Raw genomic sequence first — 23,491 nt, forward strand, 5'->3', positions numbered from 1 at the left:
CCCAGCTTGAAAGATTCCATGAAGAAGCCGATCGCGTTCTTCGTCCACCACCAGGGCCGGGGCCACGCCAACCGCACGATGGCGGTGGCGGCGGAGTTCGCCCGCGACCGCCCGGTCTCGGTGCTGACCGCCGGCCCGCACCTGTTCGAGGGATTCACCCGCGACATCGAGATCGTGGCCTTGCCGAACATGATCGGCGCCGCGGTGCCGACCCCGCGCCTCTACGCCGAGCCGACGCCGCAGGTGATGCATTGCGTCCCCCTCGGGCTCGCCGAGATGCGCCGGACGATGCGCCAGATCCTCGACCACCTCGACGAGCGCGGCATCGGCCTGTTCGTCGTCGACGTCTCGGCCGAGATCGCGCTGCTCGCCCGCATCGCCAGCGTGCCGGCGGTGCAGATCCGCATGCACGGCGACCGCCAGGATATCGGCCATGTCGGGTCCTACGAGGCCTGCGTCGGGATGCTGGCGCCGTTCGACGCGCGGCTGGAGCAGGACGACTATCCGGCGGCCTTGCGGGCAAAGACCTTCTACAGCGGCGGGCTGTGCACCAGCGTCGACCGGGTGCCGGACCGGGCCGAGGCGCGGGCCAGGCTCGGCCTCGACCCGGACCGCGAGATCATCGTGGCGGTCACCGGCGGCGGGGGCAGCGGCACGCCCTACGCGCCGCTCACGGTCGCGGCCCGCGCCGCGCCCGACGCCCTGTGGCTGACCCTCGGGCCGACCCACCGCGAGGGCCACGAGACCGATTTCTCCAACCTGCGCGAGCTCGGCTGGGTGCCGTCGGTCACCGAGTACCTGGCGGCAGCCGACCTCGTGGTGGCCTCGGCCGGCGACAACACGGTGCACGAGGTCGCGCGGGTCGGCGGCCGCCTGATCGTGATGCCGGAATGGCGCTATTTCGGCGAGCAGACCCGCAAGGCCGAGGCCCTGGTGCGCCTCGGCGCCGCGGTCCAGGCGCCGGTCTGGCCCGGCGACCTCCAGGGCTGGCGCGACCTGCTCGCCCGCGCCCGCGCCCTCGACGGGACCGCCCTGAAGAGCCTCTACGCGCCGGACGCCGCCGCCCGCGCCGCCGGCTGGCTCGAAGGGCTGACCGACGAGCTCTGGCAGGGCGCCGGAGCATTTTCCGACGAAGCGGATGCCGGTTCGTCGCAGAAAATGCAGCAAAATCAAGAAGCCAGAGCCCTGCGCGTCGTCGCGGCCGGCTGACCCCTCCTCATCCCCCTTGCCGGAATTCCTCTTGCCGGAGCCGAGAGCCCGCATGTCCACCGTTTCCGTCGTGACCCTGGCCAAGGGCCGGCCGGCCCATCTGGCGAACGTCCTGCGCGGCCTGGAGCGCCAGACGCAAAAGCCCGTCGAGTTCATCGTCGCGGTGATGCAGGACGACCTCTACGATCTTCCGCAGGCGTCCTTTCCGGTGCGCCAGATCCGGGTGCCGGGCGCGGCGCTGCCGCTCGCCGCCGCGCGCAACCGTGGCGTCGCGGGGGCCACCGGCGAGGCGATCGTCTTCCTCGACGTCGACTGCATTCCCGCACCCGATCTCGTCGCCGATTACGCGGCGGGGCTTTGCGCCCTCGACGGCCTGCTGATGGGCGAGGTCCTGCACCTGCCCGAGCACGCCACGGCCGGGGACTGGACCTACGAGGGACTGGCAAGCGTCGCGGAAAAGCATTCCGACCGCCGCGGGCCCCCGGCCACCGGCCTCGAGATCTGCCCCGACTACCGCTGCTTCTGGTCGCTCAACTTCGCGATCCGGCGCGCCACCTTCCTGGCCTCCGGCGGCTTCGACGAGCGCTATACCGGCTATGGCGGCGAGGACACCGATTTCGGCAAGGCCCTCGACCAGGGCGGCCTGCCGATCGCCTGGATGAAGGGCGGCCTCGCCTATCACCAGTACCACCCGCACCACATGCCGCCGGTCCACCACCTCGACAGCGTGGTGCGCAACGCCGAATTGTTCGAGGCCAAGTGGGGCTACCGCACCATGGGGCACTGGCTCCACGCCTTCCGGGTGATGGGGCTGATCGACGACACGCCGGACCGGCCGATCCGCATCCTGCGCCGCCCCGACGCCGACGACCTCGCCCTCACCGGCCAGCAGGGCCACCAGCCCTACACCAATTCCGCGTCCGTCATCCGCGCCATCGAGGCCCGCGGCGCGGCCGTGCCGGCGTGAGGATCGCGCTCCTCGCCCATCTGCGCCACCCGATCGCGCCGCCCTTCGCGGGCGGCCTCGAGGCCTATTGCTGGCACCTCGCCGCGGGGCTGACCGCCCGGGGCCACGAGGTCGTGCTGTTCGCCTCCGGCGACAGCGACCCGCGTTTCACCCTCGACGCGGTGAGCCCGGTCCATCACGAGGCACGCTTCCCGGGGCTGGAGCACCGGGGCGACTCGGGCCTCAAGGCCCATGTCGACGCCGCCTACGCCGCCGCCTGCGACCGGATCGCGACGGGCGGCTTCGACGTCCTGCACAACAACGCCTTGAGCCGCCTGCCGCTGGAGCGGCGGCGCACCGAACAGGTTCCCACCGTCACCTCGCTCCACGCGCCGCCCTACGACGCCCTGCGCTGGTTCGTGCACGACTCTCCGTCGCCGACCCACCGCCTCACCGCGACCTCGGCCGCGCATCTCCGGGCCTGGTGGCCGGACGGCGCCCCGCCGGAGGCGTCCGTTCTCCACAACGGCATCGATCCCGCCGCCTGGCCCTGGAGCGCGCGCGGCGACGGCTCCGCCGTCTGGAGCGGGCGCCTCGCGGCCGTGAAGGGCGCGCACCTCGCGATTGCCGCGGCGCGGCGCGCCGGCCTGCCCCTGACCCTGTTCGGGCCGGTCGAGGAACCGGATTACTGGGAGGGCGCGATCGTCCCGCTGCTCGGCGGGCCGATCCGCTACGGCGGCCACCTGCCCGGACCGGCGCTCGCCGCCGAGCTCGGGCGCGCCTCGGTCTTCCTGTTCACCCCGTGCTGGGACGAGCCGTTCGGCCTCGCGGCGATCGAGGCGATGGCCTGCGGCTTGCCCGTCGCCGGCTTCGCCCGCGGCGCCGCCGCGGAGATCGTCGGCGAGGCCGGCCGCCTGGTTGCGTCGGAGGACGTCGCGTCCCTCGCCGGGGCGATCCCGGCGGCCCTCGCCATCCCGCGCCGGGTCCCGCGCGAGCGGGTCCTGCGCCTGTTCACCCGCGACCGCTGGCTCGACGCCTGCGAGGCCCTCTACGCCGAGGCCCGCGCCGGCGCGCCATCTTTGTCCCCCGCCTCCCGAGCCGCACCATGACCCGCCAGACGATCATCGACGCGCTGTGGCACGGCCGCGACCCGTTCGCGAACCCGCCGGAGACCTTGCGCCCCCTCGACCTCCAGGGCTGGCGCAGCGTCCACCCCTATCTCGACGAGGCGGTGCACGACTGGCGCCCCGGCGTAGTGGTCGAGATCGGCACCTGGAAGGGCGCGAGCGCGCTCCACCTCGCCCGGACGATGGCCGCGGGCGGCGTTCCGGGCACGGTGATCGCGGTCGATACCTGGCTCGGCGCCGTCGACCACTGGGCCGATCCGGCGTTGTTCGCGGAGCTCGCGATGGAGAACGGCTATCCGAGCCTCTACCGCACCTTCCTGGCCAACGTCCTGCGCGAGGGCATGGCCGACCGGATCGTGCCGCTGCCGCTCGATTCGGTGAACGCCGCCGAGCTTCTGCGCCTGCGCGGCGTCGCCGCCGACGTGATCCACCTCGATGCCGGCCACGAGGAGGCCTCGGTGGCGGCGGATCTCCGGGCGTGGTGGCCGGTCCTGCGCCCCGGCGGTCTGTTCATCGCCGACGATTACGACCGCCTCGGCGGAAAATTTCCCGGCGTCGGCCGCGCCGTCGACGCGTTCTGTGCCGAGCACGGGCTGGAGGGGCCCTGGTCGTTCCGGGGCAAGGCCAAGTTCCTCAAGCCCAACTTCCTCAAGCCCAAGTTCATCACGCCGATCCCGGGCGGGTGAGCCCGGAGGCCGGTGGTGCCTGTCGTGCCGCGTCGCTCGAACCGAGACGCGCAGGACGTATCCCTGCGCTACTTGGCTCTGCGCTACTTGGCTCTGCTACTTGGCCCCGCGCCGCAGCGAGCGTTTGGCCGCAGCTGACATCGCGCCGTCCATCGACGGCGTCGCCTTTTCGGGCACGAGGCGAGATCCCGCGGTCGAGACCGCGTCCCGTCCCTGCACGACCGCCGGATCGACGCTGCCTCGCCTTGGTCACGAGAGCTTCGCGGTCGTTTGCCCGCTCACCCTGCTCGGCATCGCCGACTATCCGGTTGTTGTTCGTTAGCCCGCAGGTTCGCTCTACGCTTCCCCTCCACGGTCGGGCACCCTTCCGCAGTCGCGCCTCGCCTCGCTCGCCGTGACCGGCCCAGGGAGGGACCCTCCCCCCTCCGAGAACTCGCCCATGCGGACCCCAGAAACGACGAAGGCGGCCCGAAGGCCGCCTGTCGTAATGTCTCTGCTATAGCAGACTTCTTAATGGTCGGAGCGAGAGGATTCGAACCTCCGACCCCTAGTCCCCCAGACTAGTGCGCTAACCGGGCTGCGCTACGCTCCGACGCCCCGAAGAGGGCGAGCGGGGTATTAGCGCCGCGCTCATCGCGACGCAAGCCCCTTCCGCATGCGCGGGTCAACCGGCGAGGGCGTCGGGGCCGCGATGGCCGGCGGGGACGCCGTCGATCAGGAAGGCGACGCCGTCGGAATGGGCTTTGCGCAGGGGCAGGATCGCCTGGTAGGCGGGGGACTCGTACCAGGCCCGGGCCCGGGCGCGGTCCGGGAAGGCGATGACGACGAGGTCGCCGGAAAAATCGCCTTCGAGCGGGTCGGGGCGAGCGCCGTGGATGAGGAACCGGCCGTCGAACGGCGCCAGGGTGGCGTCGATGCGTGCGAGATAGGTCGCGATCGCGGGACCGATGTCGACGGTGCGCAGATGGGCGACGGCGTAGGCGGGGAGGCTCATGGGGGTGGGGCTCATGGGGTGAGGCTCATGGGGGGAGGCTCATGGGTCCGTGTCTCCGGGCAGGCGCGGCGGGGCGAGGCGGTGGAGCAGGGCGGCGGTCTCGGGATCGGCGGGGAAGAAGGCCTCGACGGCGAGTTCCGACAGGGTGATGTCGACCGGCGTGCCGAACACCGTGGTGGTGGACAGGAGCGAGAGGCGGCCTGCCGGGAGGGCGAGGACGAGGGGCACCGCCACCCCGGCGCCGTCGCAGCTCCCGTCCCCGGACGGTGCGCCCGGCGGGGCGGGATGGGCGGAGAGCTCGTCCGCGAGCCGGGCGAGGACGGGATCGCCGCTGGCGGCGACCTGCCGGCGCAGGCGGTCGAGGAGATGGGCGCGCCACTCGCCCAGGTTGAGGATGCGCGGCGCCAGGCCGCCGGGATGCAGGCTCAGGCGCAGCACGTTCACCGGCGGGGCCAGGAGGGCGGGGTCGACCCCGTCGAGGAGGGGGCTCACCGCGGCGTTGGCGGCGATGAGGGTCCAGTGGCGGTCCACCGCCAGGGCCGGGTAGGGGGCGTGGCCGTCGAGGATCCGCGTCACCGCCCGGCGGGCGGGGGCCAGCGCCGGGTCGTCGAGGGAGCGCTCGACGAAGACCGGGGCGTAGCCGGCGGCGAGCAGCAGGGCGTTGCGCTCGCGCAAGGGGATGCCGAGACGCTCGGCGAGGTGCAGGAGCATCGTCCGGCTCGGCCGGGCCCGGCCGCTCTCGAGGCAGCTCAGGTGGCGCTGGGAGATCTCCGCCTCCAGCGCCAGGTCGAGCTGGCTCAGGTGCCGGCGCCGGCGCCAGGCCCGCAGGATGCCGCCCGGCGGGCCGGCGGGACTCAGCATCGGCGGGGGCTCCCTCAGGCCGGGACCCGGTCGAGGAAGCCGGTCACCTCGGCGAGGCGGCCGCCCTCCAGGGTGGCGAAGTCCGTGCCCTCGACCACGCCCTCGCCGCCCTCGGGCGCCAGGGCCCAGGAGAAGCGCAGGCGGTCGCCGTAGCCGTCGGGCTGCCCGGCGAGGCGGAAGCGCAGGCCGGGGAAGCGGGCCTGCACGGCGCCGATCAGGGTGTCGAGTTCGTCATGGCCCTCGCCGGCCATCACGGGGTCGCGGTAGCGCGCGCCCTCGGTGAAGGTCTCGGCGAGGAGGGCGCGGCGGCGGGAGGGATCGGTCTCGTTCCAGGTCGCGAGGTAGCGGGCGGCGAGGGCGGCGGGGTCGGTCATCGGGGCGTCCTTCCTCCGGGTGGGTGCGGGGAGGAGAATGGACGGGAGACCGGGCGCCCGTCGATGACCCCGGAGGTCATCGTCGGACGACCCGGCAGGTCACGACCGGACCGGGGATGCCGCCGCGCCTACTCGGTCACGATCACCCGGTTCGGCAGCTCGTCGGCGTCGCCGGGGCGCGGCGGGGCGGCCGCGGCCAGGATCGCGCCGGCGTCCGCCACCGCCCGCACCAGCCCCTCCGCCAGGGCGTCGCGGCGGAGTGCCGCCACGAGGTCGTCCAGCACCGGCCGCCAGGCATCGGGGGTCGTGCCGACGCCCGTGTCGGTCACCACGTCGGCGTAGCGCTCGGCCAGGGCGACGTAGATCAGCACGCCGGTGCGGCCGCTTGTGCGGGCGAGGCCGCGGGACTGGAACTCGTGCCGGGCGGCGGCCCGGGCGCGGGCGCGGCGGAAGGCGCGGGGCAGGGCGCGCGGCAGGCGGGCGAGGCTCGGGGCCGCGGACAGGCCGAGGAGCAGCCCCAGGGCCACGGCGAGCTGGACCAGGAAGATCCGGGTGGCGGAGAGCCCGGTGAGCAGGATCAGCGGCCAGGGCACCAGGAGCGCGCCCGCCAGCGCCAGCGCCGGCGGCAGGCTGCGATAGGCGCCCGAGCGGGCCGCCACCATCACGACGATCTCGCCCGCCGTGCCGCGCTCGGCCGCCGCGACCGCGGCCGCGATGCGGGCGCACTCCGCCTCGCTCAGGATCGTCGTCGGGTTCGCCGATTCGGGCTTCATCGATCCCGGCATCACCAGTCCCCCGAGGCGCCGCCGCCCCCGGACGAGCCGCCCCCGCCCGAGAAGCCGCCGCCTCCGCCGAATCCCCCGCCATAGCCGCCGCCGAAGCCGCCCGTCGGCCCGGGCACGACGATCCATTGGCCGCCGGTGCGCCGGTGCGGCCGCCCCGGGCCGCCGCCGCCCCGGGTGAGGAGCCGGACGAGGACGAAGCCGATCACCACGAGCAGGATCAGCACCAGGACAGGATCGAGGGTGCCGCCCGAATCCTCGCGCACCTCCGCCCGGCGCTGCCACTCGGCGGCGTCGCCCCCGAGGATGCCGAGAATCCCGTCGACGCCGGCCTGGATGCCGCCGGAAAAATCCCCGGCCTTGAATTTCGGCGCCACCGCGCTCGCGATGATCACCTTGGACAGGGCGTCGGTCAGCGCCCCTTCGAGGCCGTAGCCGACCTCGATCCGCACCTTGCGCTCGGTGGGGGCGATCAGGAACAGCACGCCGTTGTTGCGCGCCTTGGTGCCGAGGCCCCAGGCGCGGAAGAGCCGGTTGGAAAAATCCTCGACCGAGGTGCCCTGGAGCGAAGGCACGGTGGCGACCACGACCTGGTCGGTGGTCTTGTCCTCGTGCGCCTTGAGCTTGGCGGCGAGCGCCGCGCTCTCCTCGGGCCGCAGCAGGCCGGCGCCATCGACCACCCGGCCGGTGAGCGGCGGCAGATCGAGGGCCGCCGCCGCCCCGGCCCAGAGGGCCGGGAGGAGCGAGATCAGGAGAAGGGCGAGGACCGCGCCCAGGACCCGGCGCATCACCCTAGAACTTCACGTTCGGCGGGCGGCTGGCATCGGGCGTGGCGGTGAAGGCTTCCATGGGCTTGGCCTCCGGGTAGAGCGTGGAGGCGATCCAGCGGCCCGGGATGGTGCGGATCTCGGTGTTGTAGGCCTGCACCGCCTGGATGTAGTCGCGCCGCGCCACCGCGATGCGGTTCTCGGTCCCCTCGAGCTGCGATTGCAGGGCGAGGAAATTGGCGTTCGACTTCAGGTCGGGATAGCGCTCGACGGTGACGAGGAGCCGGCCGAGCGCCCCGGAGAGCTGGTTCTGGGCGTCCTGGAACTCGCGGAACTTCTGCGGGTCGCTCACCGTCGAGGCGTCGACCTTGACCGAGGTCGCCTTGGCGCGGGCCTCGGTGACCTGGACCAGCACGTCCTTCTCCTGCTGGGCGTAGCCCTTCACGGTCTCGACGAGGTTGGGGATCAGGTCGGCGCGGCGCTGGTACTGGTTCTGCACCTCGCCCCAGCGCGACTTCGCGGCCTCCTCCAGGGTCGGCACCCGGTTGACCGCGTCGCAGGCCGAGAGGGTGGTGGCGAGGCCGAGCGCCAGGACGAGGAGGCGCAGGCGGCCGAGGAACGGGGCGGTCATGGTGGCTTTGGCTCCTGGTCCGGGGCGGCGCCTCCCGGCGCCGCGAGCGTTGCCGTGGTCAGATAGGCGGCATTCCGCCGCGGACCAGCGGGACGGGGACGTAAGACGGCCCCGGGGCAGGCGCGCCGGGGCCGTGGACCCTGCCGGAGGAGGAGGGTCAGGCCGCCCGGATCGCCGCCAGGAACCGATCGACCTGGCCCTTCACGCTCAGCGACTGGGCCGAGAGGCTGCGGGCGGCGTCGAGCACCTGGGCGGCGGCGTGGCCGGTCTCGCTCGCCGAGGCCGTCACCTGGCCGATATTGCCCGAGACGTCCTGCGTGCCGCGGGCGGCCTCGCCGATGGTGCGGGAGATCTCGCTGGTGGTGGCGGCCTGCTCCGTCACCGTGGCGGCGATGATGCCGGAGATCTCGTTGACCGACACGATGGTCTCGCCGATCTGGCGGATCGCCCCGGTGGCGCTGCCGGACGCGGTCTGGATCCGGGCGATCTGGCTCGCGATGGCGTCGGTCGCCCGCGCCGTCTGGCCGGCGAGCTCCTTGACCTCGGCGGCGACGACCGCGAAGCCGCGGCCCGCGTCCCCGGCCCGGGCCGCCTCGATCGTGGCGTTCAGCGCCAGGAGGTTGGTCTGGCTCGCGATGGCCGAGATCATGGTGACGGCGGTGCCGATCTCCTCGGCGGCGCGGGCGAGGTCGCCCATCGCGATGCCGCTCGCCTCGGCCTCGCGGCGGGCGAGGCCCGCGACCTCGTTCGAGCGCAGCACCTGGCGCTCGATCTCCTGGAGCGAGGCCGCCAGTTCCTCGGCGGCGACCGCCACGGTCTGCACGTTGGCGGCGGTCTCCTCGGAGGCCGCGCTCACCGCGACGGCGCGCTGGTTGGTGCCCTCGGCCACCCTGGTCATCCCGTGGGCGGTAGCGTCGAGCTGCGTGGCGGCGGCCGCGACGACGTCGAGGGAGGCGACGATGTCGGCCTCGAAGCCGCGCACCAGGCGATCGACGGCGGCGACCCGCCGGTCGCGGTCCGACAGATCGGCCAAGGCCCGCGACTCCATCTCCCGGCGCGCCGCCGCGTTGGCGCGGAAGACGTCGACGGCCTTGGCCATGTCGCCCATCTCGTCGACGGCGTCGCGGGACGGCACCTCGACCGCGAGGTCGCCCTCCGCCAGCCGGGTCATCGCCCCGGTCATGTCGCGGATCGGCCCGATGATGCCGCGGGCGAGCAGGAGCGCGAAGGCGACGCCGAGGGCGACCACCGCGGCGGCGAGCCCGATCAGGGTGATTCGCGCCGTTCCGGCGGCGGCGGCGGTCGCGGCCGAGATCTCGGTCACCGACTCCTCGACCGAGTGGCGCGCCTCGGTGCCGGCGGCGTCGATCGCCTCGAATTTCGGCCGCGCCGCCTGGTCGAAGAGCTCGGCCTCCGCCAGCATCGCCCGCGAGGTCGCCTCGAACTGCGTCCTGTAGAAGTTCAACGCCTCGCGCACCGCGGCGATCGAACGGGCATAGGTGCCGGCCGCGTCGAGGTCGACGAGGGACTTGAGGGCCGCCTCGGCCTTGCTGGCATTGGTCTGGAAGGTCGCCGGGCCGGCCGGGTCCTTGACCGCCAGGAAGCGCCAGTTCGCCACCCGGACCAGCAGCATCGCGCTCTCGATCGTGGCGGCCCGGGCCGCCTCGGTCGCGGTGCCGAGCGCCCGGACCTCGGCCAGGAGGGTGCTGGTCGCCCGGGTCAGGACGTCGCCGCCGGGGAACAGGTTGCCCCGTCCGGCCTGGGCGGCGGCGCCGAGCTGGCCGAGCTGCTGGATGTCGGCCTTGAGGCGCTGCGCCGTCTCGGCGATCAGCGCGTAGCGGGCCTTGCGGGATGCGCTGACGGCGGCCTGGGTGAGTTCGGCGCTCACGGCGTGGATATGGTCCGTGGTGGCCAGCATCGCGGCGAACCCGCCGGGCTCCGGTGCGGCGCGGTACTGCGCGGTCTGGCTCGCCAGCCGCGCGGTCTCGGAATTGATGGTGTAGACCTTCAGCGCCACCCGCTCCAGGCGGGCACGATTCTCGTAGCTGCCCGTGAGTGCGTCGGTCGTGTGGACGGCGAAGCCGCCGATGCCCGCCGACAGCACCACCAGAATGCCGAAACCGCCGTAGAGGCGCGTGCGAATACCCGTCTTCACGAGCGATCTCTCCTCAAGCACGTCCCGCCGAGACGGCGCTCGGCGAAGGCGGACGTCCGGTGACACGAACACGGCTGAACAAGCAGGCGGAGCGGCGCCCGATCGCAGCACGCTCAGGACGCTGCGCTCGGGCCCGCCGTCGATCTAGTGCAGATCTTGTTAAATAACCGCTAATATTCAATATTTTCTTCGATATGAAGATATTCATAAGCGCATCTCGATAATAATATTCCTACGCACTTGAGAGACAATCGCTCAAAATCCATCTCTTTGCGATTGAGAAACCCGCACTCCCCCGTTCAGAAGTTGTATCGACGCTCGCGCACGGCCCCGATCCGGCGCGACGCTGCGGCAGCTCGGCGGTTGGTCCGGAGGCGCATCGCTGTTATGCCCTGGCAGCGGCCGGCGCGGGCCGATTCGGGACCGGCATGGCGAAACGAGCGGCCAAGGCGAAGACGGCGGAGGCGAGGACCGCAGAGGACAATCCGGGCGGGACCGATCCGGAGAAGAGGGTTGTGGCCGCGCCGACCGCCAAGCGGATCGCCAAGCCGACCCTGGCCGAGCGGCTTCCGGCGACGGCGGTGGCCGCGGAGACCGGTCCCGCGGGCCAGCCGCCCTCGGCGACCTCCCTGTGGCGCGAGGCGCGCAACGGTGCCGCCCGGGCGCGGCTGGAAAAGTCCCTGCCGGTGGTGTTCCCGTTGCCCGTGCTGCGCCACGCCCTGTCGCGGCCCCTGGTGCCGCCGACGCCGCGGCTCGCCGTCGAGAGCTACTGGCGCCACCACATCCTGCGGGCCGACCGGCTGGCGCGGGCGCTCGCCGCCGCCTCCGGCCAGCCCGAGGGCTGGACCTGGCGCCTCGGCAGCTGGCGCCCCGACGACCGGCGTCTCGACCCGGCGGAACAGGATGTGTCCGAGAAGGGCCTGGCGTTCAGCTTCCGGATGCCGCCGGCGCCGTTCCGCGAGACGCCCTACGCCCGGGGCAAGGGGCATTGCTGCATCTGCGGCCAGCCGGTCTACCGCTTCGGCTGGCACCGCGACCTGTGGGGGGCGGGCACGCCCAACCGCAACGCCGCGTGGCACGCCGCCTGCGTCGCCGCCTGGAAGCTCTGGACCGCTCCCAGCGACCACGTGAAGGAGCTGAAGCGCCGCCAGGGCCATCGCTGCGCCCAGTCCGGCAAGCGCCTGCTGCGCACCGCCGAGGTCGACCACCGGATGCCGCTCTACCGGATCTGGCGCGAGGAGCGGGCGCGGCCCTGGCCCGAGCTCCTCGGCTACTGGGGCCTGCCGAACCTCCAGGTGGTCAACCGGGCGGTCCACGCCGACAAATGCGCCGCCGAGGCCGGCGAGCGGGCGAGCGCACGCCGGGCGGGCGGTGCGGAGGACGCGGACGGCCCGGCCGCGTCCGATCTCGCCCGGGCGCGGGATCCCCTGTCCCACGTGGGAGAGGGATGAGCGGATCCCGGGCGCCCGGCCGCGCCCCGGGATCACAGTACGCGACACTGGCATAAAGCTGAGATCCAGCGCGCCGAAGGTTCTTCCGTTAGCCAGCCCGTTCCCGCGCCCCCTTTCCCGGACGACTGGAGCGGTAGCGGAAGGAGATCCGGGATCCAGCGCAAAAAGGCGCGAAGCGTCCTTGTGTCTGCAACGTTGCAAAATCAGAGCCGCTTCGCGGCACGTCCTGTGCTGGATCCCGGATCTCCTTCCGCTGACGCTCCAGTCGTCCGGGAAAGGGGGAGAAGCGGAAACGGAATGTCGATCCAATGGATGTTAGCCGCTCCGAACCTTAGCCATATCGAAACTTAGCCATATCGAAACTTGGCCATATCGAAACTTGGCCATATCGAAACTTGGCCTTGTACGAGTGTCGTGTACCGCGCCCTGGGACGGCCCGGAGCGGGTCGACGCCGTCGCGCAGATCCTGTCAGAGCCGGAACAGCCCGAGGGCGTCCTGCACCGCGTCCCGCGTGGCGGCGGTGACGGTCCTCGCCCGCGCGGTGCCGGTGCGCAGCACGTCCATCACGAGATCCGGATCGCGGGCGATCCCGGCCCGCCGCTCGCGAATCGGCCCGAGGAGGTCGCGCAGCACGCCCGCGAGGCGCTCCTTGAGCGCGGCATCGCCGAGGCCGCCGCGGCGGTAATGCGCCTTCAGCGCTGCGACCGCCTCCGGATCGGGGTCGAAGGCGTCGAGATAGGTGAAGACCACGTTGCCCTCGACCCGGCCCGGATCGCTGACGCGCAGGTGGCCGGGATCGGTGTACATCCGCTGCACCGCCGCCGCGATCTCGGCGTCAGAAGCCGAGAGCGGCACCGCGTTGCCGCCCGACTTGCTCATCTTCGCCCGACCATCGACGCCGGGCAGCCGGCCGACCTCCGGGATCAGCGCCCGCGCCTCGGGCAGGAGATCGTACCCGACCTGACGGTTGAGGCGGCGGACGATCTCGTTGGTCTGCTCGATGAGCGGAGCCTGGTCCTCGCCCACCGGCACCAGGGTCGCCCGGAACGCCGTGATGTCGGCGGCCTGGGCAGCGGGGTAGCACAGGAAGCCCGCCGGGATGTCGCGGCCGAAGCCGCGGGCCTGGATCTCGTCCTTGATCGTCGGATTGCGCTCCAGCCGGGCTACCGTGACGAAGTTCAGGTAGAGCAGGGTCAGTTCGGCCAGCGCCGGCAGGGCCGATTGCACGCAGATCGTCGTGACCGCCGGGTCGATGCCGACCGCGAGATAATCGGTCGCGACCTCGATCACGTTGCGGGCGATGCGGGCCGGGTCATGGGCGTTGTCGGTCAGTGCCTGCGCGTCGGCGAGCAGCAGGTACTGGCGGTGGCTGTGCTGGAGCGCCACGCGGTTGCGCAGCGAGCCGGCGTAATGGCCGAGATGCAGCGGACCGGTGGTACGGTCGCCGGTGAGGATGACGGGCCGGGACGGCGCTTCGACGGACATGGGGGCTCTCCGGAGGATGAGCCGCCGCGCCGAAGGGTGCCGGAATACCGACGACCGTGCCCACCGGACGGCGGCATCGGTCGTGACAGGATGAACGACGGCCGCTTCCTCAGAGGAAGCGCCACCAGCAGGTCGCGCGGGGGGAACGGTGGTCGATCATCACCGTCACGCTCTACGCCGCGGCCGCGTTCCGCTCAAGCGGGATCGGGGCTTGCTGCCTACGGACTTGCTGCCTGCGGAGCGCTCTCCTCCGCCAGCTCCTCCACCCCCACCCAAAGATTCCAGGCCGGGGCCAGGCTCCAGCCCGCCAGCCCCACATGCGCCTGCGGCATCCGGTAGTGCAGCACCGGGCGCGGGCTCACCTTCTCGTCCGGCGGCAGGGCCGCCCGCACCCCGGCCTCGTCGCGGTGGGCGAGGATCGGCAGCAGGTCGAGGCCGCGATGGCGGGTCGGGTTGGCGGCGAGGTAGTCGCGGGCGAGCGCGTCGAGGTCGGGCCGGTAGCCCGGATCGAGCACCCGCGCCACGTAAGGCGCGGGGAAGGGCGGCGGCAGGCCCCGGGCGGCCAGGAACCCGCCCGCGGCGGTCGCCCGGCGCAAATCCGGCTCGCGCCGCAGGTAGGCCCGGAGCAGGCCCGTGAGGGTGGCGGCGTCGAGGTCCGGGGGCTCGACGTTGAAGTGGAGCCCGAGGGAGCCGAGCAGCACCGCCCCGCGCCCCCGCCCGCCGGCGCCGTGCAGAAGGGCGGCGAGGCGGTCGACCTCCGGCAGGCGGTCGAAGGCGAGGGGGCCGGTGATCGCCTCGCGCGGCACCACCGGACCGAGGAAGGCCGCCAGCGTGCGTCCCGCGGCCCGGACCGGCAGGCCGGGCCCTGCGCCTTGTGCGGGAACCCGGCGCTGCGGATGGGCGGCGCGCAGGTCGAGCTCGACCCGGATGTCGCCGAGCGAGGTCCCCTCGACCCGGAAGGCGTGAGGATCCTCCTCGGCGACGCGCCCGCCGAGGCCGGCGGCGAGTGCCGTGGCGGCGACCCGGGCCGGGGGGCCCATGAACTCGATCTCGACGCCGACCCGGCGGGGCGTCCCGTCGGCCCGCAGGGGCCGGGGCGGCGGGCGGAACGCGGCCCTCGGAGATTCGGCCCTCGAAGACTCGACCATGGACCTCTCCAACCCGCGAAACTCGGTCATGTGGGACTCGCTCACGACGCCACGGTCAGAGGAACGGGTTCGAGGCCGAACAGGTCCGGGCAATCGTCCTCGCCCGGGCGGCGCGGCAGGCGGCGGGCCGGCGGCGCGGCGGGGCCGAGGAGCCGCATCACGCGCTTCGAGACCGCGACCGGCAGGTTCTCGCGCTTGGCCCGGGCCTCGACCCGGGCCAGCGCGTTCATCGCCGGGCCGAGTACGGTGAACTCGGCCCGCAAGCCGTCGTCGAGCACCCCCACCAGCACCTCGCCGGCATGGAGCGAGGCGGTCAGCGCCAGCGGCGGCAGGTCCTGGTGCCCGCGGGCCTCGTTCATCCGCCGCATCCGGACCTCGATCTCCCGCACGCAGGCGAGCGCCGCTGCGGCCTGCGCGGCCGGCGCGCCGTCGACGAACTGGGCCAGCACCCCGTCGCCGACATACTTGTCGACGAGGCCGCCATGCCCGGTGACCGCCGCGTGGGCGAGCGCCCGCACCGCCAGCAGCCAGTCCAGCACCCGGGCCTCGCCCCAGCGCCGGGTGAGGGCGGAGAAGCCCCGGATGTCGAGGGCGAGCAGGCAGGCATGGCGCGGCTGGAGCGCCGTCGGCCCGTCGCGCCGCACCAGGTCGATGCCGGCGGGCACGAAGCGCGCCAGGGTCGCCCGCTCGTGCTCCAGGCGCAGCATCGTCGCCACGCCCCGGCGCAGGCGCAGCGACCCCTCGATCACGAAGGCGCCCGCGACCAGGAAGGACAGCAGGCCGAAGATGTTCGGTCCCGCCGGCGGCAGGCCGAGGCGGGGTTCGAGCAGGCCGAGGCCGAGCGCCCCGGACCACACCCCGGCGACGAGGGCGACGAATACCGCGGTATGGCGCGGCCGCAGGGTCAAGCCGGATTCGAGCAGCAGCAGGAAGGCCGGCAGCCGGCTCGCCAGGGTGCCGGGCTCGTCGGCGGCGTCGGCCGCCGCCATCATGTATTCGAGCACGATGTAGGCGGCGAGCGCCGCGTCGAGCAACGTCGTGATCCAGGCCCAGCGCTCGCTGTTGCGCCGCCGCGCCGTGGCGGCGAGCCAGAGCGAGGACGCCGCGTAGCCGGCCAGGATGAACCAGTGGCTGCCGGCATGCAGCGCGCCGTCGCTGAGATGGGCCGAGACCGCCAGCACCCCCAGCATCACCAGCCGCATCGCGAGCACGCGGGTGGCCGTGCCCGCCGCGAGACCGGCGGCGAGGCCGGTCCCGTCCCCGGCGGGGCCGGGCGCCGCGCCGCCGTCCGGCGGGTTCGGATGGGGTCTGCTCATGCGGGGCCGATCATGGGAAGCCAGCCTTGCATGGGAAGTCGTCCTGCATGGGAAGTCGTCCTGGGGCCTCGAGCCGTCCGGCAAGGTCGCGCCTGCCTGCGAGGGGACGCCCTCCTGCAAGGTCAAGCCTTACGCGGGACACGGGGATGCGTCGAGGCGAGATGGTCGTTCGCTCAGCCTCGGAAAGTCCCCGGATGGTCCGGGCCGGGACGCTGCCGGCGCCCGGAACTGAACGGGCCCGACGCCCGATGGTCCGCCGGCCTCGCACCCCTTGCGGAGCCCGACACCCTATACCATCTCCAGACCATCCGGTTGGATGGTCTGGAGATGGCGATGACCGAAAACGTGCATGAGCTGCGGCCCAAGGGGCCGGGCCCCAAGCTGCCCGACAGCGAGAAGGTCACGGTCAATCTCGGCTTCGTCGATCTCGGCCGCATCGACCTGATGGTGCGGGACGGGTTCTACGCCAACCGGGCCGACTTCATCCGCACGGCGGTGCGCAACCAGCTCGACCGGCAGGACGAGGCGTTGCGCCAGTCGGTGGCGCGCCGGCAGCTCAGCCTCGGACTCACCGCCATCACGCGGGCCGAGCTGGAGGCGGCGCGGGATGCGGGCACGCCGCTCAGCATCCAGGTCCTCGGGCTCGCCAGCATCGCCGACGACGTGACGCCGGAGCTCGCCCGCGCGGCCATCGCGTCGATCCACGTGCTCGGCGCCTTCCACGCCAGCGCCGCCGTCAAGGCGGCGCTCGCCGACCGCATCGTCTGACCCCTTTTTCGCACAGGACCGCGATCATGAGCGCATTCAAAACCTTCTCTCCGGGCGGGCTCGGCGCCACCGTCGACATGGCCGAGGTGACCCGCCTCACCCGCGCCGGCCGGCTGACCGAGGCCGTGGCGCTGATCCAGGGCCGTCCGGCCCCGGCCGAGCCCGCGCGCCCGCCGGCCCCCCCCGCGCCCGCCGCGCGAGCGGCCGAGCCGGCGGTCGACCTCGTGGCGCCGGCCGAGCCGGGCGGCGCCTGGACGGTCGCGGGGGAGGCCGGCGCGCCCGAGCCGTCTCATCCGCCGCGGGCGAAGCCCGAAGCCCTGGAGGACAGACCGGAAGCCCTGAAGGGCATGCCCGACGCCATGCCGGGCGTATCCGAGGCCTTGCGGGGCATGTCCGACGCCCTGCGCGATCTGCCGGAGGCCCTGAAGACCTTCCGCACGCCGGCCGGGCTGAGCGGCCTGCTGCGCGAGGGCGCCTTCGACGGCTTGGCGGGGAACCTGGCCGGCAACCTCGCGAGCGGCCTGGCCGGCGGCCTCGGCGAGGGCCTGAAGCCCCGCCGTCCGGTGCCGGTGCCGGAGGGGGCGCGGTTCGAGGAGCGCAGCTTCTCCAGCGCCGCCGGCAGCCGGACCTACAAGGTCTACGTGCCGGCCGGCCGGGAGGGCCAGGCGTTACCGGTGGTGGTGATGCTGCACGGCTGCACCCAGGATCCCGACGACTTCGCCCTGGGCACGCGGATGAACGACCTCGCGGAGACGCAAGGGGCGATCGTGGTCTATCCGCGCCAGGAGCGCTCGGCCAACGCGCAGAAGTGCTGGAACTGGTTCCAGCCCGGCGACCAGGGCCGCGGTGCCGGCGAGCCGGCGCTGATCGCCGGGATCGCCCGGGCCGTGGTGGAGGAGTTCGGGGCCGATCCTGCCCGGGTCTACGTCGCCGGGCTCTCGGCCGGCGGCGCGGCGGCGGCGATCCTGGCGGCGACCTATCCGGACGTGTTCGCGGCGGCCGGCATCCATTCGGGTCTCGCCTGCGGCGCGGCCCGGGACATGCCCTCGGCCTTCGCGGCGATGGGGCAGGGCGGCGGCGCCCCGCCGCGGCCGGGCGCGGCCGTGCCGACCATCGTCTTCCACGGCGACGGCGACCGGACCGTGAATCCGATCAACGGCGAGCGGGTCGTGGCCCAGGCGCTGCCGGAGGCGCCGCTGCGGGAGACCCTGACGCGGGGCGAGGCGCCGGGCGGGATCGCCTATACGCGCCGCGTCCACGCCGACGCGGAGGGGCGGGGAATCGTGGAAGCGTGGGTGCTGCACGGGGCCGGCCACGCCTGGTCCGGCGGCAGCCCGGACGGCTCCTACACCGAGCCGCGCGGGCCCGATGCCAGCGCGGAGATGCTGCGGTTCTTCCTGGAGCACCGCCGCAACGAGCGCGCTTGAGCCTCACGCCTTCGGCGTCGAGACCCGCAGCAGCAGCGCGACCGGCAGGAGCCCGACCGCGACGATCAGGAGGGCGGCGACCGCGCCGTCCTCGTAGGTGCCCCGGGCGGCCTCGCCGTAGAGGTGGGTCGCCAAGGTCTCGACGTTGAGCGGGCGCAGGATCAGGGTCGCGGGCAGCTCCTTGACGCAATCGACGAAGACCAGCAGGGCACCGCCCAGGATCGCCGGCCAGGTCAGCGGCAAGTGGACCTGCGCCAGGGCGCCGGCAGGTCCCCGGCCGAGCACCCGGGCGGCGTCGCCGAGGGAGCGCGGCACCCGGGCGAGGCCCGCCTCGCTGCTGCCGGCGGTGACCGCGAGGAAGCGCACCACGTAAGCGTAGGCCAGAGCCGCCCCGGTGCCGAGGCCCATCGCGGCGAGCGGGACGCCGACGAGCGCCCGGCTCACCCCGTCGAGCAGGCCGTCGAGGGCGGCGAGCGGCGGCAGGAGGCCGATCGCCAGGATCGCGCCCGGCACCGCGTAGCCGAAGGTGGCGCAGCGCAGGAGCCAGCCGCGCCAGCGCCCGCCGAGCAGCCGCGGGCCCGCCGCCACGACGAGGCCGAGGGCGGTGGCGATGAGTGTCGCGAGGCCGGCATAGAGCAGGGTGTTGAGGCTCTCCGACAGGATCGCCCTGGACAGGCCGGCGAAGTGCAGGCGCTTGCCCGCCTCGACCGCGAGGTAGCCCGCCGGCGCCAGGAAGCCGAGGGCGACCGGCACGAGGCCGAGACCCAAAGCCGCCAGCGCCCCCGGGCCGGCGAGGACCTTTCGCACCATCCGCCGCGGGCGCTGCGCCGCCCCGGCATAGCCGCGCCCGTGCCGGGCCCGGCGCTCGATGGCGATCAGGCCGAGGCAGGCGGCGAGCATCACGAGCGCGAGGCCGGCGGCGCCGGGCAGATCGGAGCGGTTGACCCAGGTGTCGTAGATCGAGACCGTGAGGGTGCGCACTCCCAGAAATTCCGCCGCCCCGATGTCGTTGAGCGCCTCGAGCAGGGCGAGGCTGGCGCCGAGCGCGATGGCGGGGCGGGCCAGCGGCAGGGCGACCCGGAGGAAGACCGAGGCCGGCCCGGCCCCGAGGCTGCGCCCGGCCTCGACCAGGGTCGCCGACTGCATCAGGAACAGCGCCCGGGTCGGCAGGTAGACGTAGGGATAGAGCACGAAGCCGAGGAGCAGGATGCAGCCCGGCAGCGAGCGCAGGTCGGGCAGGATCAGGTCGCGCGGGCGGGCATAGCCGAGGAGGGCGCGGATCGCGCCCTGCACCGGGCCGACCGGGTGCAGCAGGTCGAGATAGGCGTAGGCCCCGATATAGGTCGGCACGGCGAGCGGCAGCAGCAGCGCCCAGTCGAGCAGGCGCCGTCCCGGAAACTCGTAGGCCGCGACGAGCCAGGCCGCCCCGGTGCCGACCGCCACGACGACGATCCCGACGCCGGCGAGCAGCAGGCCGGTCTCGGCGAGGGCGGGGGGCAGGACGTGGGCGAGGAGGTGGGGCCAGAGGCCGCCGGAGCCCTGCAGCGCCTCGACACCGAGGGCCGCGACCGGGGCGAGGATCAGGAGGGCGGTGAGGCCGGCGGCCAGCGTCCAGGCCCAGAGCCAGGGGCTGCGCGAGCGCGCGGCCGCCACGGGACGCGGCCGGGGAGGCCGCGCGGCCGCCGGCGGGCCCGACGGCACGAAGGCTCTTCCCTCCACGGTTGTCGTTCGCTCCGGTCGGCTGCGTAGTGATCGATGGGCCTCCGCCCGACCGGTCCTGTCAGGCTGAAGCGCGGCTTTCCCCTCCCCCCTCTGCGGGGGAGGGTGGCCCCTGCGTCAGCAGGGGTCGGGAGAGGGGCAGCGCGACGTTGATCCAGGGGGCGCCCGTCAGAACGGTTCCGCCATATCCGGAAGCGTGGTTCCCCTCTCCCGGCCTGCTCCGCAGGCCACCCTCCCCCGCGGAGGGGGGAGGGAGAAATCCGGGCCCCTCCTGTTTCCCGGACAGCCCTGCCGCGAGCGGGGAGAGGAGAAGTCCCGCGCCTTTATCATCTACCGGACCGGATCACGCGGATCGGATCTCACCGGTCGAACCCGACCTTGTCGACGAGCAGGCTCGCCGCCTTGCGGTTGCGGGCGATCTCGACCAGCGAGGTGGTGTCGACCTTGAGCGGGCCGAGGGCCGCGAGCAGCGGGTCGACCGCGACGCCGGGCTTCACCGGGTACTCGTAATCGGCCTTGGCGTAGAGCGCCTGCGCTTCGTCCGAGGCGAGGTATTCGAGCAGCTTGACGGCGTTGTCGCGGTTCGGGGCGGACTTCGCCACCACCGCGCCCGAGACGTTGACGTGGGTGCCGCCGCCCTGGAACGTCGGCAGCACCACCTGGATGCCCTCGCCCCACTTCTTCTGCTCCGGGCCGCCCCGGCCGCTGCGCATCAGGCCGACATAGTAGGAATTGCCGAGGCCGATGTCGCAGAGATCGGCGACGATGTCGCGGGCGACGTCGCGGTCGCCGCCGCCGGCCTTGCGGGCGAGGTTGTCCTTCACCCCGCGCAGCCAGGCCTCGGTCTTGGCCTCGCCGTGCTTGACCAGGTAGGCGGCGATCAGCGCGGTGTTGTAGGGGTGCTGGCCCGCGCGCAGGCAGACCTTGCCCTTCCACTTCGGGTCGGCGAGGTCCTCGTAGGTCAGCCCGGCGAGGTCGCGCAGATCCGGATCGGCATAGGCCACCCGGGCGCGGGTCGAGAGGGCGAACCAGCGCCCTTCCGCATCGCGAAGATTGGCGGGAATCGCCGCCTCGAGGGCGGGGGAGCGCACCGGCTGGGCGAGGTCGCGGTCGACGAGCTCGATCAGGTTGCCGATATCGACCGTCATCACCACGTCGGCGGCGGAGCGGGCGCCCTCGGCGGCGACGCGCTCGGCCAGGCCCTTGTCGACGAACACCGTGTTGACCTTCACGCCGCTCGCCGTGGTGAAGGCGTCGAGGAGCGGGCGGATCAGGCCGGGCTCGCGGGTGGTGTAGAGGTTCACCTCACTCTCGGCGCGGGCCGGGGCCGCGAGGGCGGCGAGGCCGAGGAGGGCGAGCGCGGTGCGTGACAGGGACAAGGGGCGTCTCCCGGAAATGGCGCCCTCTTGAGAAGCAAACCCGAAACAAAAGCAAGCGTGTTAGATTTTAGTTGTTTCAATGTAAAGCGGCCCGGACCTGCCGGTCACGCCGCTTCCTCCTCGGGCAGGACCAGCACCGCGTCCGGCACCAGCGTCACCCCGACGGCGTCGCCCGGCCCGTAGGGTTCCGGGCCGGGGAGGCGGGCCCGCAGCGGTCCCTCGACCCCCGGCACCCCGAGATGCAGCACGCTCGCCGCCCCCAGGAAGGTGCGGCGCGTGACCTGGGCGGTGATGCCCTCGCCGGGACGCCCGACCCGCAACGCCTCGGGCCGCAGGCAGACCCGGACCGCCGCGCCCTCGGGCAGGTGGGGGGCGGCCACGCTCCCGAGCGGCGTCCCGGCCCGGCCGGCCTCGACCCGGGCCGGGATCTCGGCCGCGTCGGCGAGGAAGCGGGCGGCGAACAGGCTCTCCGGGCGACGGTACAGGGCCTCGCCGGTGGCGACCTGGACGATGCGGCCGCGGCGCATCAGGGCGATGCGGGTCGCGACCGCGAGCGCCTCCTCGGGATCGTGCGTCACCATCAGAGCGGTGGTGCCGGTGCGGCGCAGGAGCGCCACCGTGTCCTCCCGCACCCGGTCGCGCATGCGCCGGTCGAGATTGGAGAACGGCTCGTCGAGGAGCAGCAGCCGCGGCCCGGGCGCCAGCGCCCGCACCAGCGCCACGCGCTGCTGCTCGCCCCCCGACAGGGTCTGGGGATAGGCGTCGGCACGGCCCGAAAGCCCGACCTGCTCCAGGAGCTCGTCGGCCGCCGCGCGGGTGGCGGCCGGCTGGCCCCTGAGGCCGAAGCGGATGTTCTCCCGGACGGTCAGGTGGGGAAACAGGGCGTAGTCCTGGAACATCAGGCCGACGCCGCGCGCCTCCGGCGGCACCGCCGCCCCCTCGCCGGCGACGAGGCGCCCGTCGAGCCGCACCGTACCGGAATCCGGCGCCTCGAGCCCGGCCACGACCCGCAGGAGCGTGCTCTTGCCGCAGCCCGAATCGCCGAGCAGCGCCATCACCTCGCCGGGGCGCAGGATGAGCGAGACCCCCGCCAGGGCCTGCACCCGGCCGAAGCGGCAGGCCAGGTCCTCCACCGCCAGGGCGGACGCCGGGCGGGACGGGGCCGGTTCGGTCATCACGGGATTCCTCGGCGGGCGTGTCGGGGCGTCGCGCTCATACACGGGCCGGCGGGGGTGGGCGAGAGCGGGAGTATGCACCGATCCGGCACGGGGCGCGCCGCCACAGGGTCAATCGGACGTTAAGCCGATTCGTCGAATCCTGCGCATCGCCGCGGCCCCGATGGACCGGCGGCTCAGCGGAGTTGCGTTGGCAGGCCAACGCTTCGCCCGCTCAGGCTTTTGTTGTTTCGCAGATTTTCGTCGCACAACCGGCGACCACGTCTGCGAAATCGGCGTGTCGCGAAGGGTATCGGGCGTATGCGTAACCTGTCGGGCGAGAGGAGCGCCGTCGAGGGCGGCACCGTGGTGGCGTTCCGGCGCAAGGAGCGGCCGGCCCGCACGGATCACGGCCTCGATCACGAGCTCGCCCCCAGCCCCCGGGTCGCCGCCGCGCGGCGCGACCAGCGCAGCCTGATGGACACGGTCTACGAGGCCGGCACCCTGCCGGTGGCGGCGGGCGACCGGGAGACCAAGCTCCTGGCCTCGCGCCTGCTCGTCTACGGCTTCCTCACCATCGACGAGGTCGGCGAGGACGGCGCCACCCGCTCCTTGCGCCCCTCCGAGGCGGTCCGCGCCGGCCGCGAGCGCCCCTGGCGCCTGTCGCGGGCCTCGCGCGGGGTGAGCCTCTCGGTGCCGATCCCGGCTCTCGACGGGTTCCTGTTCGAGAGGGCGTGACGGCGGCGGATCAGCCGCCCGGCCTCTTAGCACGACTTGGGCACTTTAAGGTGTGAGGGTAAGCGGAAGCAGTGCTGGCAGCAGGGGCACTGGACGGGCGGGAGAAGACCCTCGAAGAGTCGCGCGATGATCGCCTGCGAACGGCCGGCAGGCTCGGCGAAGGCGGCGGTCCCGGAAGCCGACCCCTCGTTTTCCCCCGCCCCGCGAGGTTCGTCGCGGCGAGGCGACGCTGCTGCAGGTAAGCGAAGGCCAGGCACGTCATCAGCGCGTGACGATGCAGCCCAGTCCACGAGCGGCCCGCGAGGTGGTCGAGGCCGGGTTCCTCCTTGGGCTGCGGACGCGCCTGCCCGCACACCCAGCGTGCCTTGATCGC

At 73.4% G+C, this 23,491-nt stretch carries 21 protein-coding genes, 1 tRNA gene and 1 pseudogene; 8 read left to right on the top strand and 15 right to left on the bottom strand.

The annotated features are described in order from the left end of the window. Positions 1 to 18: 18 nt before the first annotated feature. The 4 genes from DK412_RS24895 to DK412_RS24910 are packed head-to-tail and all read left to right on the top strand — an operon-like array spanning position 19 to position 3,968. Positions 19 to 1,209 (top strand): glycosyltransferase, encoded by a 1,191-nt coding sequence (locus DK412_RS24895; protein ID WP_245447256.1) that lies wholly within the window; start codon positions 19 to 21, stop codon positions 1,207 to 1,209. Positions 1,210 to 1,261: 52 nt separating this feature from the next. Further along, a complete protein-coding gene (locus tag DK412_RS24900; RefSeq protein ID WP_109974154.1) occupies positions 1,262 to 2,176 on the top strand; it encodes a galactosyltransferase-related protein in 915 nt (304 codons plus the stop codon). Then, positions 2,173 to 3,264, top strand: a complete 1,092-nt coding sequence (locus DK412_RS24905) for a glycosyltransferase (RefSeq protein ID WP_109974155.1) — start codon at positions 2,173 to 2,175, stop codon at positions 3,262 to 3,264. Before DK412_RS24900 ends, DK412_RS24905 begins: the two co-directional genes overlap by 4 nt. Then, a complete protein-coding gene (locus DK412_RS24910; RefSeq protein WP_109974156.1) occupies positions 3,261 to 3,968 on the top strand; it encodes a class I SAM-dependent methyltransferase in 708 nt (235 codons plus the stop codon). The genes DK412_RS24905 and DK412_RS24910 overlap by 4 nt, the downstream gene beginning before the upstream one ends. A 514-nt stretch (positions 3,969 to 4,482) precedes the next feature. On the opposite strand, the gene DK412_RS24920 is transcribed toward DK412_RS24910, so the two are convergent. From DK412_RS24920 to DK412_RS24955, 8 genes are all read right to left on the bottom strand, one after another. Next, positions 4,483 to 4,560: transfer RNA gene (locus DK412_RS24920), tRNA-Pro, on the bottom strand. Positions 4,561 to 4,632: 72 nt separating this feature from the next. Next, positions 4,633 to 4,977: a DUF1330 domain-containing protein gene (locus tag DK412_RS24925; protein ID WP_245447259.1), complete on the bottom strand. Its 345-nt coding sequence runs from the start codon at positions 4,975 to 4,977 to the stop codon at positions 4,633 to 4,635. Between the two features lie 24 nt (positions 4,978 to 5,001). Beyond that, positions 5,002 to 5,823: a helix-turn-helix transcriptional regulator gene (locus tag DK412_RS24930; protein WP_109974158.1), complete on the bottom strand. Its 822-nt coding sequence runs from the start codon at positions 5,821 to 5,823 to the stop codon at positions 5,002 to 5,004. Positions 5,824 to 5,837: 14 nt separating this feature from the next. After that, positions 5,838 to 6,197, bottom strand: coding sequence for a nuclear transport factor 2 family protein (locus tag DK412_RS24935; RefSeq protein ID WP_109974159.1), 360 nt, complete (start codon positions 6,195 to 6,197; stop codon positions 5,838 to 5,840). Positions 6,198 to 6,325: 128 nt separating this feature from the next. Next, a complete protein-coding gene (locus tag DK412_RS24940) occupies positions 6,326 to 6,982 on the bottom strand; it encodes a hypothetical protein (RefSeq protein ID WP_245447261.1) in 657 nt (218 codons plus the stop codon). After that, on the bottom strand, positions 6,982 to 7,767 hold the full coding sequence (locus DK412_RS24945; protein WP_109975479.1) for a TPM domain-containing protein: 786 nt from the start codon (positions 7,765 to 7,767) through the stop codon (positions 6,982 to 6,984). Before DK412_RS24945 ends, DK412_RS24940 begins: the two co-directional genes overlap by 1 nt. Before the next feature lie 4 nt (positions 7,768 to 7,771). Beyond that, entirely contained in the window at positions 7,772 to 8,377 is a 606-nt protein-coding gene (locus DK412_RS24950; protein WP_109974161.1) for a LemA family protein, read from the bottom strand. A gap of 157 nt (positions 8,378 to 8,534) precedes the next feature. After that, positions 8,535 to 10,532, bottom strand: coding sequence for a HAMP domain-containing methyl-accepting chemotaxis protein (locus DK412_RS24955; RefSeq protein WP_109974162.1), 1,998 nt, complete (start codon positions 10,530 to 10,532; stop codon positions 8,535 to 8,537). A 629-nt stretch (positions 10,533 to 11,161) separates the two neighbouring features. On the opposite strand from DK412_RS24955, the gene DK412_RS24960 reads away from it, so the two are divergent. Then, the gene (locus DK412_RS24960; RefSeq protein ID WP_245571982.1) at positions 11,162 to 11,983 is read left to right on the top strand and encodes a hypothetical protein; all 822 of its coding nucleotides are present in this window, start codon (positions 11,162 to 11,164) and stop codon (positions 11,981 to 11,983) included. A gap of 469 nt (positions 11,984 to 12,452) precedes the next feature. Here the strand turns inward: DK412_RS24960 and trpS are convergent, their stop codons facing one another. From trpS to DK412_RS24975, 3 genes are all read right to left on the bottom strand, one after another. After that, positions 12,453 to 13,469 carry a tryptophan--tRNA ligase gene (gene trpS / locus DK412_RS24965; RefSeq protein WP_109974163.1) on the bottom strand — a complete coding sequence of 339 codons (1,017 nt, stop codon included), beginning with the start codon at positions 13,467 to 13,469 and terminating at the stop codon, positions 12,453 to 12,455. 218 nt (positions 13,470 to 13,687) lie between these two features. Next, on the bottom strand, positions 13,688 to 14,617 hold the full coding sequence (locus DK412_RS24970) for an amidoligase family protein (RefSeq protein ID WP_109974164.1): 930 nt from the start codon (positions 14,615 to 14,617) through the stop codon (positions 13,688 to 13,690). Between the two features lie 41 nt (positions 14,618 to 14,658). Beyond that, positions 14,659 to 15,933 carry an adenylate/guanylate cyclase domain-containing protein gene (locus tag DK412_RS24975; RefSeq protein ID WP_109974165.1) on the bottom strand — a complete coding sequence of 425 codons (1,275 nt, stop codon included), beginning with the start codon at positions 15,931 to 15,933 and terminating at the stop codon, positions 14,659 to 14,661. 333 nt (positions 15,934 to 16,266) lie between these two features. On the opposite strand from DK412_RS24975, the gene DK412_RS24980 reads away from it, so the two are divergent. Then, positions 16,267 to 16,701, top strand: coding sequence for a CopG family transcriptional regulator (locus tag DK412_RS24980; protein WP_109975480.1), 435 nt, complete (start codon positions 16,267 to 16,269; stop codon positions 16,699 to 16,701). Between the two features lie 26 nt (positions 16,702 to 16,727). Continuing rightward, complete coding sequence (locus tag DK412_RS24985; protein WP_245447263.1) at positions 16,728 to 18,128, top strand: PHB depolymerase family esterase; 1,401 nt, start codon at positions 16,728 to 16,730, stop codon at positions 18,126 to 18,128. Positions 18,129 to 18,131: 3 nt separating this feature from the next. Here the strand turns inward: DK412_RS24985 and DK412_RS24990 are convergent, their stop codons facing one another. The 3 genes from DK412_RS24990 to DK412_RS25005 all read right to left on the bottom strand — a co-directional run bounded on the left by DK412_RS24990 (position 18,132) and on the right by DK412_RS25005 (position 22,401). Continuing rightward, positions 18,132 to 19,781, bottom strand: coding sequence for an iron ABC transporter permease (locus DK412_RS24990; protein WP_204165438.1), 1,650 nt, complete (start codon positions 19,779 to 19,781; stop codon positions 18,132 to 18,134). A gap of 425 nt (positions 19,782 to 20,206) precedes the next feature. Further along, positions 20,207 to 21,226: an extracellular solute-binding protein gene (locus DK412_RS25000; protein ID WP_109974167.1), complete on the bottom strand. Its 1,020-nt coding sequence runs from the start codon at positions 21,224 to 21,226 to the stop codon at positions 20,207 to 20,209. A 104-nt stretch (positions 21,227 to 21,330) separates the two neighbouring features. Then, positions 21,331 to 22,401, bottom strand: a complete 1,071-nt coding sequence (locus DK412_RS25005; protein ID WP_109974168.1) for an ABC transporter ATP-binding protein — start codon at positions 22,399 to 22,401, stop codon at positions 21,331 to 21,333. Positions 22,402 to 22,701: 300 nt separating this feature from the next. Here DK412_RS25005 and DK412_RS25010 point away from each other — a divergent pair, with 300 nt between their 5' ends. Further along, positions 22,702 to 23,118 (top strand): hypothetical protein, encoded by a 417-nt coding sequence (locus DK412_RS25010; RefSeq protein WP_109974169.1) that lies wholly within the window; start codon positions 22,702 to 22,704, stop codon positions 23,116 to 23,118. A 10-nt stretch (positions 23,119 to 23,128) separates the two neighbouring features. On the opposite strand, the pseudogene DK412_RS31180 reads toward DK412_RS25010, so the two are convergent. Further along, positions 23,129 to 23,488, bottom strand: a pseudogene (locus DK412_RS31180) (hypothetical protein); the annotation flags it as partial. Positions 23,489 to 23,491: the final 3 nt, after the last annotated feature.

This window comes from Methylobacterium sp. 17Sr1-1 (assembly GCF_003173775.1).
Classification (GTDB): Bacteria; Pseudomonadota; Alphaproteobacteria; order Rhizobiales; family Beijerinckiaceae; genus Methylobacterium.

What these genes read in the sequence shown, in the direction of transcription:
- DK412_RS24895 (WP_245447256.1), top strand. Translation starts at nt 19, where the DNA reads ATGAAGAAGCCGATCGCGTTCTTCGTCCACCACCAGGGCCGGGGCCAC.
- DK412_RS24900 (WP_109974154.1), top strand. Translation starts at nt 1,262, where the DNA reads ATGTCCACCGTTTCCGTCGTGACCCTGGCCAAGGGCCGGCCGGCCCAT.
- DK412_RS24910 (WP_109974156.1), top strand. Translation starts at nt 3,261, where the DNA reads ATGACCCGCCAGACGATCATCGACGCGCTGTGGCACGGCCGCGACCCG.
- DK412_RS24925 (WP_245447259.1), bottom strand. Translation starts at nt 4,977, where the DNA reads ATGAGCCCCACCCCCATGAGCCTCCCCGCCTACGCCGTCGCCCATCTG.
- DK412_RS24930 (WP_109974158.1), bottom strand. Translation starts at nt 5,823, where the DNA reads ATGCTGAGTCCCGCCGGCCCGCCGGGCGGCATCCTGCGGGCCTGGCGC.
- DK412_RS24935 (WP_109974159.1), bottom strand. Translation starts at nt 6,197, where the DNA reads ATGACCGACCCCGCCGCCCTCGCCGCCCGCTACCTCGCGACCTGGAAC.
- DK412_RS24940 (WP_245447261.1), bottom strand. Translation starts at nt 6,982, where the DNA reads ATGCCGGGATCGATGAAGCCCGAATCGGCGAACCCGACGACGATCCTG.
- DK412_RS24945 (WP_109975479.1), bottom strand. Translation starts at nt 7,767, where the DNA reads ATGCGCCGGGTCCTGGGCGCGGTCCTCGCCCTTCTCCTGATCTCGCTC.
- DK412_RS24950 (WP_109974161.1), bottom strand. Translation starts at nt 8,377, where the DNA reads ATGACCGCCCCGTTCCTCGGCCGCCTGCGCCTCCTCGTCCTGGCGCTC.
- trpS (WP_109974163.1), bottom strand. Translation starts at nt 13,469, where the DNA reads ATGTCCGTCGAAGCGCCGTCCCGGCCCGTCATCCTCACCGGCGACCGT.
- DK412_RS24970 (WP_109974164.1), bottom strand. Translation starts at nt 14,617, where the DNA reads ATGGTCGAGTCTTCGAGGGCCGAATCTCCGAGGGCCGCGTTCCGCCCG.
- DK412_RS24975 (WP_109974165.1), bottom strand. Translation starts at nt 15,933, where the DNA reads ATGAGCAGACCCCATCCGAACCCGCCGGACGGCGGCGCGGCGCCCGGC.
- DK412_RS24980 (WP_109975480.1), top strand. Translation starts at nt 16,267, where the DNA reads ATGACCGAAAACGTGCATGAGCTGCGGCCCAAGGGGCCGGGCCCCAAG.
- DK412_RS24985 (WP_245447263.1), top strand. Translation starts at nt 16,728, where the DNA reads ATGAGCGCATTCAAAACCTTCTCTCCGGGCGGGCTCGGCGCCACCGTC.
- DK412_RS25005 (WP_109974168.1), bottom strand. Translation starts at nt 22,401, where the DNA reads ATGACCGAACCGGCCCCGTCCCGCCCGGCGTCCGCCCTGGCGGTGGAG.
- DK412_RS25010 (WP_109974169.1), top strand. Translation starts at nt 22,702, where the DNA reads ATGCGTAACCTGTCGGGCGAGAGGAGCGCCGTCGAGGGCGGCACCGTG.